Origin of the sequence: Streptomyces apricus, from assembly GCF_008369065.1 — a bacterium.
Taxonomy (GTDB): domain Bacteria; phylum Actinomycetota; class Actinomycetes; order Streptomycetales; family Streptomycetaceae; genus Streptomyces; species Streptomyces apricus.
The window spans coordinates 1,144,979-1,159,384 of sequence record NZ_VDFC01000046.1; the positions used below are offsets into that span (position 1 = coordinate 1,144,979).

At 72.3% G+C, this 14,406-nt stretch carries 9 protein-coding genes and 3 tRNA genes; 5 read left to right on the plus strand and 7 right to left on the minus strand.

Annotation, left to right across the window (positions count from 1 at the left end; translation table 11 throughout):
• The first annotated feature begins 11 nt into the window (after positions 1–11).
• Positions 12–1,574, plus strand: a complete 1,563-nt coding sequence (locus tag FGF04_RS25310; RefSeq protein ID WP_235882516.1) for a GAF domain-containing protein — start codon at positions 12–14, stop codon at positions 1,572–1,574.
• Positions 1,575–1,656: 82 nt separating this feature from the next.
• On the opposite strand, the gene FGF04_RS25315 is transcribed toward FGF04_RS25310, so the two are convergent.
• The 3 genes from FGF04_RS25315 to FGF04_RS25325 form a co-directional block, all read right to left on the minus strand.
• Positions 1,657–1,733, minus strand: a tRNA-Ile gene (locus tag FGF04_RS25315).
• A 185-nt stretch (positions 1,734–1,918) separates the two neighbouring features.
• Positions 1,919–1,991 (minus strand) — tRNA-Asn (locus FGF04_RS25320).
• Between the two features lie 6 nt (positions 1,992–1,997).
• Positions 1,998–2,070 (minus strand) — tRNA-Asn (locus FGF04_RS25325).
• 175 nt (positions 2,071–2,245) lie between these two features.
• Between FGF04_RS25325 and FGF04_RS25330 the strand changes: the two genes are divergently transcribed.
• The 4 genes from FGF04_RS25330 to FGF04_RS25345 all read left to right on the plus strand — a co-directional run bounded on the left by FGF04_RS25330 (position 2,246) and on the right by FGF04_RS25345 (position 7,984).
• Positions 2,246–2,554 carry a YtxH domain-containing protein gene (locus FGF04_RS25330; RefSeq protein ID WP_149513548.1) on the plus strand — a complete coding sequence of 103 codons (309 nt, stop codon included), beginning with the start codon at positions 2,246–2,248 and terminating at the stop codon, positions 2,552–2,554.
• Positions 2,555–2,698: 144 nt separating this feature from the next.
• Positions 2,699–4,153, plus strand: coding sequence for an FGGY family carbohydrate kinase (locus FGF04_RS25335; protein WP_149513549.1), 1,455 nt, complete (start codon positions 2,699–2,701; stop codon positions 4,151–4,153).
• A 169-nt stretch (positions 4,154–4,322) separates the two neighbouring features.
• A complete protein-coding gene (locus FGF04_RS25340) occupies positions 4,323–6,056 on the plus strand; it encodes an ABC transporter ATP-binding protein (protein ID WP_149513550.1) in 1,734 nt (577 codons plus the stop codon).
• Positions 6,056–7,984 (plus strand): ABC transporter ATP-binding protein, encoded by a 1,929-nt coding sequence (locus FGF04_RS25345; protein WP_149513551.1) that lies wholly within the window; start codon positions 6,056–6,058, stop codon positions 7,982–7,984. Before FGF04_RS25340 ends, FGF04_RS25345 begins: the two co-directional genes overlap by 1 nt.
• A gap of 170 nt (positions 7,985–8,154) precedes the next feature.
• On the opposite strand, the gene FGF04_RS25350 is transcribed toward FGF04_RS25345, so the two are convergent.
• The 4 genes from FGF04_RS25350 to FGF04_RS25365 form a co-directional block, all read right to left on the minus strand.
• Positions 8,155–9,486 carry an RNA polymerase sigma factor gene (locus FGF04_RS25350; RefSeq protein WP_149513552.1) on the minus strand — a complete coding sequence of 444 codons (1,332 nt, stop codon included), beginning with the start codon at positions 9,484–9,486 and terminating at the stop codon, positions 8,155–8,157.
• A 227-nt stretch (positions 9,487–9,713) separates the two neighbouring features.
• A complete protein-coding gene (gene dnaG / locus FGF04_RS25355) occupies positions 9,714–11,627 on the minus strand; it encodes a DNA primase (protein ID WP_149513553.1) in 1,914 nt (637 codons plus the stop codon).
• A 56-nt stretch (positions 11,628–11,683) separates the two neighbouring features.
• A complete protein-coding gene (locus tag FGF04_RS25360) occupies positions 11,684–12,949 on the minus strand; it encodes an NAD(P)/FAD-dependent oxidoreductase (protein ID WP_149513554.1) in 1,266 nt (421 codons plus the stop codon).
• A 122-nt stretch (positions 12,950–13,071) separates the two neighbouring features.
• Positions 13,072–14,388 carry a deoxyguanosinetriphosphate triphosphohydrolase gene (locus tag FGF04_RS25365; protein WP_149513851.1) on the minus strand — a complete coding sequence of 439 codons (1,317 nt, stop codon included), beginning with the start codon at positions 14,386–14,388 and terminating at the stop codon, positions 13,072–13,074.
• Between the last annotated feature and the right edge of the window lie 18 nt (positions 14,389–14,406).

Genomic DNA, 14,406 nt, shown 5'->3' on the forward strand with positions numbered 1-14,406 from the left:
CTCCGCTCCCCCTGCCCCGCCTCCTGGAAGCCGTCCTGGGCGTGGGGAACGACCTGGAGCTGCGCGGCACGCTGCAGCGCATCGTGGAGAACGCGGCCGCGCTGACCGGTGCCCGCTACGCGGCGCTCGGGGTGCTCGCCCCGGGCGAGGACAACGGCCTGGCGGAGTTCTGCACGACCGGCATGCCGCAGGCCGACCGGGACCGGATCGGGCACCCGCCCACCGGACGCCGGGGCGTGCCCGGCGTCCTCGTCCACGACCGGGTCCCGCTCAGGCTCACCGACCTGACCACCGACCCGCGGTCGTGCGGCATGCCCCCCGGGCACCCCGAGATGCGGGGCTTCCTCGGCGTACCGCTGTTCGTGGAGGACGAGGTGTACGGCAACCTCTACCTCGCCGAGAAGCGCGGTGGCCCGTTCACCGCCGAGGACGAGCAGCTGGTGCGCCTGCTGGCCGCCCAGGCGGGCATCGCGATCGGCAACGCCCGCCTGTACGAGACCGCGCGGCGCCGGGAGCGCTGGATCGAGGGCGCGGCCGCCGTGACGACGGCGCTGCTCACCGGCGAGGCGGCGGCCGACGCGCTGATGACGGTCGCCGAGCGCGCCCGGGTGCTGGCCGACGCGTCGGCCGGGGTGATCCTGCAGCCCACGGACGAGGGCGGCATGGAGATCGTCACGGCGTCGGCGCCGGTCGGCGTGGAGGGCCTGGTCGGTACGACGATCGCGCCGGGCAGCGCGGTCCTGGAGCAACTGCTCGGCGGTGAGCCGGTGTTCCTGGACGACTCGGCGACCGACGCCCGTATGACGACCCCCGTACGGCACCGGTTCGGGCCCAGCATGATGCTGCCGCTGCAGGCCGAGGGCCGGCTGATCGGCACCCTGGCCCTGCCGCGCCGGCGCGGCGCCCCGCAGTACAGTCCGGCGGAGAAGCTGCTGGCCACGCAGTTCGCCTCGCAGGCCGCGCTGGCGCTGGTGCTGGCGGACGCGCAGCAGCGGCGGGAGCGGCTGGCCGTCTTCGAGGACCGCGACCGGATCGCGCGCGACCTGCACGACCTGGTCGTCCAGCGGCTGTTCGCCACCGGCATGATGCTGGAGTCCACGCAGCGCCGTACGGCCGCGGAGGAGCGGGACGCGGGCGTGCACGCGACCCTCGGCCGGGCCGTCGACGAACTGCGCTCGACCGTCCAGGAGGTCCGTACGGCGATCTTCGCCCTGCAGCAGCCGCCCGCCGACGCGCCGACCAGCTTCCGGGGCAAGGTGCTGCGCGAGACGGCGGCCGCCGCGGCGGCCCTCGGCGTGCGGCCTTCGGTCGCCTTCACCGGGCCCGTCGACGCCCGCATCCCGGACCGGGTGGCGGGCCACCTCCTGGCGGCCCTGCGCGACGCCCTGGCCGCCGCGTCCCGCCGCAGCGACCCGACCCGCACCGCGGTCACGGTGGACGCGACGGTGACCCTCCCGGACGGCCGCCCCGGGGTACGCCTGACGGTGTCGACGGACGACGACGGGGGTGGGGGCGCGGACGATTCCGGCACCGGTGGGCGGGAGACGACCGCGACGTGGCAGTCACCCCTCTGAGGAACCGCTCTCTGAGGAACCGCGTTCGGGGCCGCTCGAACGGCGTACGCGCTGGTCGGATCGATTCTTCCCGCGTAGCGCGTGGTGGGGCGGGTGGGACTCGAACCCACGGCCGGCGGATTATGAGTCCGCTGCTCTAACCGGCTGAGCTACCGCCCCATTACGGCGCGCCGCGCACATGTGTGCGCGCCGTCTGCCGCAGCATAGCCGCTCATACGATCTCCTGCTTCGGATGGTCGGCTTCACCTGCTCTCAAGGACCCCACCTGGGGCGCAGCGGTTCCCGCGGACACGAAAAAGGACCCCGAAGGTGTCCCCGGGGCCCTCGTCCAGCTCGCTCGACAGCTCTCCCGACTGGACTCGAACCAGTAACCTGCCGGTTAACAGCCGGCTGCTCTGCCAATTGAGCTACGGAAGATCGAAGCTCCCCCGACTGGACTCGAACCAGTAACCTGCCGGTTAACAGCCGGCTGCTCTGCCAATTGAGCTACAGGGGATCGCCTCGCCTGCATCGAACGTACCTCCCTGGGTATTCGCCAGGGGGCGTGCGCTCGCTGCGACACATACATTAGCGCAAGCAGGGGGGTGCTCCGCCAATCGGTAACCCGCCTGCGACGACGCCGCCGCAGTGGACCGACCAAGAGGGACCTACAAGAGGAAAGGGTGGCCCCCATGCGCTACCGGCTCACGTTCGTCGTCGGACTCGCCTTCGGATACGTGCTGGGCACACGTGCCGGGCGCGAGCGCTACGAGCAGTTGAGGAAGACCGCCCAGCGCGTCTCGCAGAACCCGGCGGTGCGCAACACCGCCGAGTCCGCGGCCCAGCAGGGCCGCCAGTTCGCCGGCAAGGCGTACGACGTGGTCAGCGACAAGATGGGCGACCGGGTCCCCGCTTCGGTCTCCGAGAAGGTCCGCTCCCTGCGCGAACGCAACACGACGGGCCCCCGCACGGAGGACGACTGGGGCACCAGCACCCCCTAAGGCGCCCCGAGGGGCCCGAAGGGCCCTGAAGGGGCGCGGGGAACTGCGCGACCAGCCCCGACGGCGCCGCAGACACAGGCCGGACCGGAGCCCAAGCCCCCCTCATGGCCCGAGCCAGCGCAGCGATACGGCAGAATTTCCGCCATGGGGATAGTCGCCGGGCTGGACAGTTCGCCCGATTTCACACGCATCGTCGTCTGCGACGCGGACAGCGGGGTCGTACTCCGGCAGGGGTACGCCCCGCATCCGCTCGACGGCACGGCGGAGGGCGCCCGGCCGTCCGACGTCGACCCGCAGGCCTGGCTGCTCTCCCTGGGCGAGGCCGCGGGCGGCGGCCTCCTGGAGGGCGTCCAGGCCATCGGCGTCTCCGCGCAGCAGAACGGCCTCGTCCCCGTCGACAGCCAGGGCAACACGGTCCGCCCGGCGATGGTCGGCGGGGACAAGCGTGCCCAGGTCGCCGCCGCCGACCTCGTCGACGCGCTCGGCGGCCGGGAGGCCTGGGCGCAGGCCGTGGGGTCGGTCCCGCAGGCCGCGCAGCCCGTGACCAAGCTCCGCTGGCTCGCCCGTACCGAACCCGAGTCGGCCCTGCGCACCGCCTCGCTGCTGCAGGCCCACGACTGGCTGGTGTGGCAGCTGCTCGGCCGGCCCGCCCGCCGCACCACCGACCGGGGCGGCGCCTCGGGCACCGGGTACTGGTCGGCGGCGACCGGCTCGTACCGGCCGGACCTCGTGGAGCTCGCGCTCGGCCACCAGGCGCTGCTGCCCGACGTGCTCGGGCCGTGGGAGGCCGCCGGGACGACGCCCGAGGGGCTGCTGATCTCGGCGGGCACGGGCGAGACGATGGCGGCGGCCTTCGGCCTGGGCATCGGGCTCGGGGACGCGGTGGTGTCGCTCGGCGCCTCCGGTTCCGTGATGGCCGTCCACCACGAGGCGCTGGTCGACTCCACCGGGATGATCACCTCGCTCGCGGACGCCACCGGCATGCACCTGCCGGTCGTCACCACGCTCAACGCCGTACGGGCCCTGCGCGGCGCGGCCGAACTCCTCGGCGTCCCCGACCTCCAGGCCCTGTCGGACCTGGCCATGAAATCCACGCCCGGCTCGCACGGGCTCGTACTGCTGCCGTACCTGGAGGGCGAGCGCACGCCCAACCTGCCGCACACGGCGGGGACGCTGGCCGGGCTGCGGCGGGAGTCGATGAAGCCGGAGCACCTGGCGCGGGCCGCCTTCGAGGGCATGCTGTGCGGGCTCGCGGACGCGCTGGACGTGCTGCGCGGGAGGGGCGTGGAGGTCCGGCGGATCTTCCTGCTGGGCCAGGCCGCGGAGCTGGGCGCGGTGCAGGCGTGCGCGCCCGCGCTGCTCGGTACGCAGATCGTGGTGCCGCAGCCCGCGGACTACGCGGCGATCGGCGCGGCCCGCCAGGCGGCCTGGGCGCTCGGTGTGCAGCAGGGCACGATCCAGCCGGGTCTGCCGCCGGTCTGGCAGGGCGCGGCGGCGCAGGTCCTGGAGCCGGGCGAGGAGCTGCCGGTGGGGCAGGCGGTGCGGCAGCAGTACGTGTCGGTGCGGGACCAGACCCACCCGGGGGCCTTCCGCTCCTGAGCCGGGGCTGAGCAGAAGGACTGAGCCGGGGGCCTACGACTTCGGTCGGAGGGGCCGTCCGTTCTTGGACCTCTCTTGGGTTAATCAGTTGAGGTAACACCGGTGGAGTGCCCGACGATGGGGGCCAGGGGCAACCGACCGCCCCGCCGCCGACCCCGAGAGACCCAGCGTGCTCATAAGACTTTTGCGTACCCATCTCACTCCGTACAAGAAACCCATCGGCCTGCTCGTCCTCCTGCAGTTCCTGCAGACCTGCGCCACGCTCTTCCTGCCCACGCTGAACGCCGACATCATCGACAACGGTGTCGTCAAGGGCGACACCGGCTACATCCTGTCCTTCGGCGCCCTGATGATCGGCATCTCGCTGGCCCAGGTCGTCTGCAACATCGGCGCCGTCTACTACGGCGCCCGTACGGCCGCGGCGGTGGGCCGTGACATCCGGGCCGCGGTCTTCGACCGGGTGCAGTCGTTCTCCGCGCGCGAGGTGGGCCACTTCGGGGCGCCGTCCCTGATCACCCGCACGACGAACGACGTGCAGCAGGTGCAGATGCTCACCCTGATGACGTTCACGCTGCTGGTGTCGGCGCCCATCATGTGCGTGGGCGGCATCGTGCTGGCGCTCGGCCTGGACGTGCCGCTGTCCGGGGTGCTGCTGGCCGTCGTGCCGGTCCTCGGGATCGCGGTCAGCCTGATCGTGCGCCGGCTGCGGCCGCTGTTCCGGACCATGCAGGTGCGCCTGGACACGGTGAACCGGGTGCTGCGCGAGCAGATCACCGGCAACCGCGTCATCCGGGCCTTCGTGCGCGACGCGTACGAGGAGGAGCGCTTCCGCAAGGCCAACACCGACCTCACCGAGGTGTCGCTGGGGACGGGGCGGATGCTGGCGCTGATGTTCCCCATCGTCATGACGGTGGTGAACGTCTCGTCGGTCGCGGTGGTGTGGTTCGGCGCCCACCGCATCGACAGCGGCGGGATGGAGATCGGCGCGCTGACCGCGTTCCTCGCCTATCTGATGCAGATCGTGATGTCCGTGATGATGGCCACCTTCATGTTCATGATGGTGCCGCGCGCCGAGGTGTGCGCCGAGCGCATCCAGGAGGTCCTGGACACCTCCAGCAGCGTGGTCCCGCCGAAGGCGCCCGTCCTGGAGCTGCGGCGCCACGGTCAGCTGGAGCTGCGCGGGGCGGGCTTCCGCTACCCGGGCGCCGAGGAGCCGGTGCTGAAGGCCGTGGACCTGGTGGCGCTGCCCGGTGAGACGACCGCCGTGATCGGCTCGACCGGCAGCGGCAAGTCGACCCTGCTGGGTCTCGTGCCGCGGCTGTTCGACGCCACCGACGGGCAGGTGCTGGTGGACGGCGTCGACGTGCGGACGGTCGAGCCGCGGCTGCTGGCGCGCACGGTGGGCCTCGTACCGCAGAAGCCGTACCTGTTCGCCGGCACCGTAGCCACCAACCTGCGGTACGGGAACCCGGACGCGACGGACGAGGAGCTGTGGCACGCGCTGGAGGTGGCGCAGGCCAAGGGGTTCGTGGAAGGGCTGGAGAACGGTCTGGACGCCGCGATCGCGCAGGGCGGCACCAACGTGTCGGGCGGTCAGCGCCAGCGGCTCGCCATCGCCCGCACCCTCGTGCAGCGCCCCGAGATCTACCTCTTCGACGACTCGTTCTCCGCGCTCGACTATGCGACGGACGCGGCGCTGCGGACGGCGCTCGCGCGGGAGACCGCCGAGGCGACCGTCGTGATCGTCGCCCAGCGGGTCTCCACCATCCGCGACGCCGACCGGATCGTGGTCCTCGACGAGGGCCGGGTCGTGGGGACCGGCCGGCACCACGAGCTGATGGCGGACAACGAGACCTACCGGGAGATCGTGCTCTCCCAGCTCACGGAAGCGGAGGCAGCCTGATGGCCGGACCCATGGGGCGGATGATGGCCGGGACGGGACCCGACCACCGTTCGATGGATTTCAAGGGGTCCGGCAAGCGGCTGCTGGCGCAGTTCAGGCCGGAGCGGGCCACGCTGTACGTGATGCTCGCCGCCGTGGTCTGCAGCGTGGGCCTGTCGGTGCTGGGCCCGAAGATCCTGGGGCGCGCCACCGACCTCGTCTTCGCCGGGGTGGTGGGGCGCGAGCTGCCCGCCGGGCAGTCGAAGGCCGAGGTCCTCGCGGCGATGCGGGAACGCGGCGACGGCAAGATGGCCGACATGCTCTCGGGCACAGACTTCACCCCCGGGCAAGGCATCGACTTCGGCGCGGTCGGCGAGGTGCTGGGGCTCGCCCTGGGGGCGTTCCTGCTGGCCGGCCTGCTGATGGCGGTGGCGACGCGGCTGGTGAACCGGGCCGTCAACCTCACGATGTACAAGATGCGCGAGGACGTGCAGACGAAGCTGTCGCGGCTGCCGCTGTCGTACTTCGACAAGCGGCAGCGCGGTGAGGTGCTCAGCCGCGCCACGAACGACATCGACAACATCGGGCAGACCCTGCAGCAGTCGATGGGCCAGCTCGTCAACTCGCTGCTGACCATCGTCGGCGTGCTCGCGGTGATGTTCTGGGTGTCGTGGCTGCTCGCGCTCGTCGCGCTCGTCACCGTGCCGCTGTCGTTCGTCGTGGCGACCCGGGTGGGCAAGCGGTCGCAGCCGCACTTCGTGCAGCAGTGGCGCACCACCGGCAAGCTGAACGCGCACATCGAGGAGATGTACACCGGGCACACCCTGGTGAAGGTCTTCGGGCGGCAGGACGAGTCGGCGCAGCAGTTCGCCGAGGAGAACGACAGGCTGTACGAGGCCGGGTTCCGGGCGCAGTTCAACAGCGGGATCATGCAGCCGCTGATGATGTTCGTGTCGAACCTGAACTACGTGCTGGTGGCGGTCGTCGGCGGGCTGCGGGTCGCCTCCGGCTCGCTCTCCATCGGTGACGTGCAGGCCTTCATCCAGTACTCCCGGCAGTTCTCCATGCCGCTCACGCAGGTCGCCTCCATGGCGAACCTCGTGCAGTCCGGGGTCGCGTCGGCGGAGCGGGTCTTCGAGCTGCTGGACGCCGAGGAGCAGGAGGCCGACCCGGCCACGGGCGCGCGTCCGCGGGAGCTGCGGGGGCGGGTGGCCCTGGAGGGCGTCTCCTTCCGCTACGACCCGGACAAGCCGCTGATCGAGGACCTGTCCCTGACGGTGGAGCCGGGGCACACGGTCGCGATCGTGGGGCCGACGGGCGCCGGCAAGACGACGCTGGTGAACCTGCTGATGCGGTTCTACGAGGTCACGGGCGGGCGGATCACGCTCGACGGGGTCGACGTCGCGACGATGTCCCGCGACGAGCTGCGGGCCTCCATCGGCATGGTGCTCCAGGACACCTGGCTGTTCGGCGGGACCATCGCGGAGAACATCGCGTACGGGGCCTCGCGGGAGGTCACCCGCGGGGAGATCGAGGAGGCGGCGCGGGCCGCGCACGCCGACCGGTTCGTGCGGACGCTGCCCGACGGGTACGACACCGTCATCGACGACGAGGGGTCCGGGGTGAGCGCGGGCGAGAAGCAGCTCGTCACGATCGCGCGGGCGTTCCTGTCCGATCCGGTGATCCTGGTGCTGGACGAGGCGACGAGTTCCGTGGACACGCGGACGGAGGTGCTGATCCAGAAGGCGATGGCGAAGCTTGCGCACGGGCGGACGTCGTTCGTCATCGCGCACCGTCTGTCGACGATCCGCGACGCCGACACGATCCTGGTGATGGAGGACGGGGCGATCGTGGAGCAGGGCGCGCACGCGGAGCTGCTGGCGGCGGACGGCGCGTACGCCCGCCTGTACAAGGCCCAGTTCGCCCAGGCGGCGGTGGAGGTGGACTAGACGTATCTCGCCCCCGCCGCCCCTTCCCGTCCCGACCCTGGGGCTGCGCCCCAGACCCCCTGTCGCGCTGCGCGCTCCCGCGCAGTTCCCCGCGCCCCTAGGTACCTAGGGGCGGAGCCCCTGAGCAGTGACGGGAATGGGTAGGGGCGGCGGGGGCGAGGAAAAGCCTTTCAGTCCAGGTAACCCCTCAGCTGGTCAGCGAAGGCGTGGTCGCGGAGTTTGTTCAGGGTCTTGGACTCGATCTGGCGGATGCGTTCGCGCGTCACGCCGAAGATCCGCCCGATCTCCTCCAGCGTGCGCGGCCGGCCGTCCGCGAGCCCGTAGCGCAGCTGCACCACCTTGCGCTCACGCTCCCCGAGCGTGGAGAGCACCGCCTCCAGATGCTCCCGCAGCAACAGGAACGCCGCCGACTCCACCGGACTCGTCGCGTCCCCGTCCTCGATGAGGTCACCGAGGGCGACGTCGTCCTCCTCCCCCACCGGCGCATGCAGCGACACCGGCTCCTGCGCCAGCCGCAGCACCTCGCTGACCCGCTCCCCGGTCAGGTCGAGGTGGGCCGCGACCTCCTCGGGCGTCGGCTCGTACCCCCGCTCCTGGAGCATCCGCCGCTGCACCCGCACGACCCGGTTGATCAGCTCGACCACGTGCACGGGCACCCGGATCGTGCGCGCCTGGTCGGCGAGGGCGCGGGACATGGCCTGGCGGATCCACCAGGTGGCGTACGTCGAGAACTTGTACCCGCGGGCGTAGTCGAACTTCTCGACCGCCCGGATCAGCCCGAGGTTCCCCTCCTGGACCAGGTCGAGCATGGTCAGCCCGCGCCCCACGTACCGCTTGGCGACGGAGACCACGAGCCGCAGGTTCGCCTCGATGAGGCGGCGCTTGGCCATCCGCCCCATGACCACCAACTTGTCGAGGTCCAGGGCGAGTTGACTGTCGAGGTCGGACGCGAGCCGGAGCTTCTCCTCGGCGAAGAGGCCCGCCTCCACCCTGCGGGCGAGCTCCACCTCCTCCGCCGCGGTGAGAAGCGGGATCCGGCCGATCTCCCGCAGGTACTGGCGGAACAGGTCGGACGAGGGCCCGCCGGTGTCCGCGCGCCCGCGGGGCAGTTCCACCGGCTCCACCGCCTCCGCCTCGCTCTCCACCAGGACGGCGGCGGGCGGCTCCGGCGCGCTCTCCGGTTCCGCACCGGTCCCGGACTCCGAGGTCTCGGGGTGGAGCGCCACGCGGTTCTGCGGCGGTACGGCGCCGAGGACACCGGCGTCCGCGGTCGTGCCGGTGGTACCGGTCGTGCCGGTCGTGCCGGTCGTGCTGTCGTCGGTCAGGGTCTGGGTCTGCACGGGGGCGACCTCCAGGAATGTCGCTGCTGGGGCGTGCGGCAGCGGTACGTCGGGGATGGGGTCGACGGCCTCGCCGGCGTCCATCCCGAAGTCGTTGAGCGGAACCGCGGGGACTTCGGACCCGTCGCGTTCGGGTCGGCCGCGCTCCGAGGACTCAGGCACCGGAACCCAGTGTGGAGTACGACACATCGTCGCCACGAGGGGCGTGCGATGACTTTTTGAGTCCGGTCCGTGACTGCGCGGTTACCCTGACGGGAAGATGCCGTGCCCGCCCGTGCCCTGATCTGGCACGTTCCCCGCGTGTCCGGTTCCCGATGCGGAACCGGTCCGGCGGCCCGGACCGGTGGCCGGACCGGCGGTGCGGGCCCGCCGCGGCGGCGTCGGCGCGCTCAGAGCGCGTGCGCGCCCTTCTCCCGCAGCGCCTGGTCGTACTGCTGGAGCACCCACAACTCGTTCTGCACGGCGGCCAACTGGGCTGGATCGCCCTGCGCCCCGGCGCGCGCGAGGGCGCCCTGGACGTCGCGCACCCGGCGCTCGACCGCGCGTCGGCGGACGGTCACCAGCTGCTCGCCCGCGTAGGCCTCGTCGACGGTCTTGCGCATGATGGCCTCGACGGCCAGCTCGGTGACCATGGCGCGAATCGTGTCGTCCGCGGCGGCCTCGCGCACCCGCACCAGGTACCCCTGCGGGTCCTGCGCGCCGTACTCGGCGCCGCCCGCCTCCATGATCGTCTGGCGGACGGCCGCGTACGGCGGGGCGGTGAACTCGTCCACCCCGTACGCGTCGAAGGCCGGGGAGACCAGCTCGGGGCGCTGCAGGGCCAGTTTGAGGAGCTCGCGCTCGGTGGCGAACACCGGGTTGCGCAGGGTCAGGGCCGGGCCCGAGGGGGGCCGCGCGCCGCTGTTCTCGTACTGCTGCGCGGCGCGGCCGCCGTTCGCCGGCGTGGGCGCGGGGCCCTTGCCGCCGCGGTCGCGGGCCCAGCGGGCCAGCTGGGCGACCCGCTTGACGACGAACTGGGTGTCGAGGATGCCGAGCATGCCCGCGAGCTGGACCGCGACCTCGTGCTGGGCTCCGCTGTTCTTGATGCGGGCCACGACGGGCGCGCACTCGTCGAGCGCGGCGGCGCGCCCCGCGGGGGTCTCCAGGTCGTAGCGGGCGGCGATCTGGCGCAGGGCGAACTCGAAGAGCGGGGTGCGCGGTTCCACCAGGTCGGCGACGGCCGCGTCGCCCTTGGCCAGGCGCAGCTCGCAGGGGTCCATGCCGTCCGGGGCGATGGCGATGTACGTCTCGGCGGCGAACTTCTGGTCGTCCTCGAAGGCGCGCAGGGCGGCCTTCTGGCCGGCCGCGTCACCGTCGAAGGTGAAGATCACCCGCGCCGAGCCGTTGTCCATCAGGAGTCTGCGCAGGATCTTGATGTGGTCGTTGCCGAAGGCCGTGCCGCAGGTCGCGATGGCGGTGGTGATGCCCGCCAGGTGGCAGGCCATGACGTCGGTGTAGCCCTCGACCACGACGGCGCGGCTGCTCTTGGCGATGTCCTTCTTGGCCAGGTCGATGCCGTAGAGGACCTGGGACTTGCGGTAGATCGGCGTGTCGGGCGTGTTCAGGTACTTGGGGCCGTTGTCCGACTCGTAGAGCTTGCGGGCACCGAAGCCCACCACGTCGCCGCCGATGTCGCGGATGGGCCACATCAGGCGGCCGCGGAAGCGGTCGATGGGGCCGCGGCGGCCCTCCTGGGCGAGCCCGGACAGGACCAGTTCCTTGTCGCTGAAGCCCTTGCCGCGCAGGTACCGCACGAGGTGGTCCCAGCCCTGGGGGCTGTAGCCGACGCCGAAGTGCGCGGCGGCCGACTGGTCGAAGCCGCGCTCGGCGAGGAACGTGCGGCCGGTGTCGGCCTCCGGGCTGCTGCCGAGCTGCTCGACGTAGAAGGCGGCCGCGGCCTGGTGGGCCTCGACCAGCCGGATCCGCTCGCCGCGCTGGTGGGAGGGGTTGTAGCCGCCCTCCTCGTAGCGCAGGGTGATGCCCGCCTGGCCGGCGAGGCGCTCGACGGCCTCGGAGAAGGTGAGGTGGTCGACCTTCATCACGAACGTGATGGTGTCGCCGCCCTCCTGGCAGCCGAAGCAGTGGAAGAGCCCCTTGCTCGGGCTGACCTGGAAGGAGGGCGACTTCTCGTCGTGGAAGGGGCACAGGCCCTTGAGGTTCCCGCCGCCCGCGTTGCGCAGCTGGAGGTACTCGGAGACCACGGCGTCGATCGGGACCCCGTCCCGAACCGCCTTCACGTCCTCGTCGTTGATCCTGCCTGCCACGCGCCGAGTCTACGGGGACGGTGTGACAGCGGAGTCCACCCGTGCCCGGCGCCCGCTCACGGGACGAGGTCCTCCAGGGGCACGCGCGGGTCCGCGAGGGCCTCGGTGTCCACTCGTACCCCTGTCCTGATCAGCTGTTGGATGCTTTCTGTGACATCCCACACGTTCACGTTCATCCCGGCCAGCACGCGCCCCTCCTTCACCCAGAAGGCGATGAACTCGCGCTTGCTCGCGTCGCCCCGGATCACCACGTGGTCGTACGTCCCCGGCGGCGCCCAGCCCGAGTACTCGAGGCCCACGTCGTACTGGTCGGAGAAGAAGTAGGGCACCCGGTCGTACGTCGTCCCGCGGCCCAGCATCGCGCGGGCCGCCGCCGGGCCGCCGTTCAGCGCGTTCGCCCAGTGCTCGACGCGCAGCCGGGCGCCGAACAGGGTGTGGTGGAAGGCGGCCACGTCACCGGCGGCGTGGATGTCGGGGTCGGAGGTGCGCAGCTGCTCGTCGACCGCGATGCCGCCGCCGTGGGCGCGGTCGGCGAGCTCCAGGCCCGCGGCCTCGGCGAGGCCGGTGCGCGGGGCGGCGCCGATCGCGGCCAGCACGTCGTGCGCGGGGTGCTCCTCGCCGTCGTCGGTGCGGGCCGCCAGGACCATGCCGTCCTGGCCGGTGATCTCGGTGAGCCGGGCGCCGAAGTGGAAGCGGACGCCGTGCTCGCGGTGCAGCTCGGCGAAGAGCTCGCCCAGCTCGGGGCCGAGGACGCCGTGCAGCGGGGTCGGCTCCGGCTCGACGACGGTGACCTCCGCGCCGTACTCGCGGGCGGCCGCGGCGATCTCCAGGCCGATCCAGCCGGCGCCGGCGATCACCAGGTGCCCGTTGTCGCGGCCGAGGGCGGCCAGGACCTGCTTGAGGCGCTCCGAGTGGGCCAGGCGGCGCAGGTGGTGGACGCCGGCGAGGTCCGTGCCGGGGATGTCCAGGCGGCGCGGTTCGGCGCCGGTCACCAGGAGCAGCTTGTCGTAGTGGACCAGCGTGCCGTCGTCGCCGAAGCGGACGGTCTTCGCGGTCCGGTCGATCGCGTCGACGGTCTGGCCGAGGTGCAGCTCGATGTCGTTGGCCGCGTACCAGGCGGGCTCGTGGACGAAGACGCTGTCGCGCTCCTCCTTGCCGAGCAGGTAGCCCTTGGACAGCGGGGGCCGTTCGTAGGGGTGGTCCAGCTCGTCACAGATCAGTATCACGCGGCCGGTGAAGCCTTCCGCCCGGAGCGTCTCGGCCGCCTTGGCGCCGGCCAGGCCTCCTCCGACGATGACGAATGTCTGATCCGCGTCGACCACTTGATGCCTCCTCGTTACGGTGTCGCCACCTGCGAGCGTCCCGCACGCAGCGTGATGGGGGAAGAGGGAGTGGGCTGATCAGGCCAGAAGTCCGCCGAGGTCACGTCCGCTCCCCCGGGACGTCACACCTGCACCCTGAGCCGGGCGTGCAGGGAGCGCGCGGCGGCGTCCGTGAGCGACGCGATCTGGTCGACGATCACCCGCTTGCGGGCGCGGTCGTCCGGCGCGCGGTCGAACAGGGCGCGGAACTGCGGGTCCAGTCCCTCCGGGGCCCGGGCGGTGAGCGCCTCGGCCAGCTCGGCGACCACGATCCGCTGGTCGGCGCGGAGCAGCTCCTGCTCGGCGCGCTGCATGACGTACCGGTCGGCGACGGCCTTGAGGACCGCGCACTCCATGCGGGCGGCGCGCGGCACGACCAGCTCGGCGCCGTAGCGGGTGAGCCGGCCCGTCCCGTACGCGGCGCGGGTGGCGCCCTCCGCGGCGAGGCAGAACCGCCCGATGAGCTGGCTGGTGGCGTCCTTCAGCCGGGCCTGGGCGACCGCCGAGCCGTCGTAGCCGTGCGGCCACCACTCCTGCTCCAGGAGCCGGTCCAGGGCCTCCGCCAGCTCGGCGGGGTCGGTGTCCGCCGCCACGTACCGTCCTATGGCGACCCGGAAGATCTCCTGGCGCTCGGGCTCCGCGTGCAGGCAGTTGGGGTCGATGTGGCCCGCGTGCAGGCCGTCCTCGACGTCGTGCACCGAGTACGCCACGTCGTCGGACCAGTCCATGACCTGGGCCTCGAAGGTCGTACGGGTGCCGGGGGCGCCCGCGCGGATCCAGTCGAAGACGGGGCGGTCGTCCTCGTACACCCCGAACTTCGGGGAGTCCGGGTCGGTGGGGTGGGCGCCGCGCGGCCAGGGGTACTTCGTGGCGGCGTCGAGGGTGGCACGGGTGAGGTTGAGGCCGACGCTGACGAGGTCGTCGCCGGCCGCGACGATCGCCGACGGGATGCTCTCGCCGCGCACGAAGCGCTTGGGCTCGATGCGGGTGAGGAGCCGCAGGGACTGGGCGTTGCCCTCGAAGCCGCCGCAGTCCTCGGCGAACTCGTTCAGCGCCTGTTCGCCGTTGTGCCCGAAGGGCGGGTGGCCGAGGTCGTGGGAGAGGCAGGCGGCCTCGACGAGGTCGGGGTCGCAGCCGAGGGCGGCGCCCAGCTCGCGGCCGACCTGGGCGCACTCCAGGGAGTGGGTCAGGCGGGTGCGGGGGCTGGCGTCCCAGACCTGACTGCGAGTGCCCGGGGTGACGACCTGGGTCTTGCCGGCGAGGCGGCGCAGGGCGGAGCTGTGCAGGACGCGGGCGCGGTCGCGCTGGAAGGCGGTGCGGCCGGGGCGCTTGTCGGGCTCGGTGGCCCAGCGGGCCACTGACGTGGGGTCGTAGCCGGGGGGTTTGATGAGGTGCTCGATGCTGTGGGGGGGCTGGGG

Coding starts and splice junctions, on each gene's coding strand:
- FGF04_RS25330 (WP_149513548.1), top strand. CDS start 2,246: ATGCGCTACCGGCTCACGTTCGTCGTCGGACTCGCCTTCGGATACGTG.
- FGF04_RS25335 (WP_149513549.1), top strand. CDS start 2,699: ATGGGGATAGTCGCCGGGCTGGACAGTTCGCCCGATTTCACACGCATC.
- FGF04_RS25345 (WP_149513551.1), top strand. CDS start 6,056: ATGGCCGGACCCATGGGGCGGATGATGGCCGGGACGGGACCCGACCAC.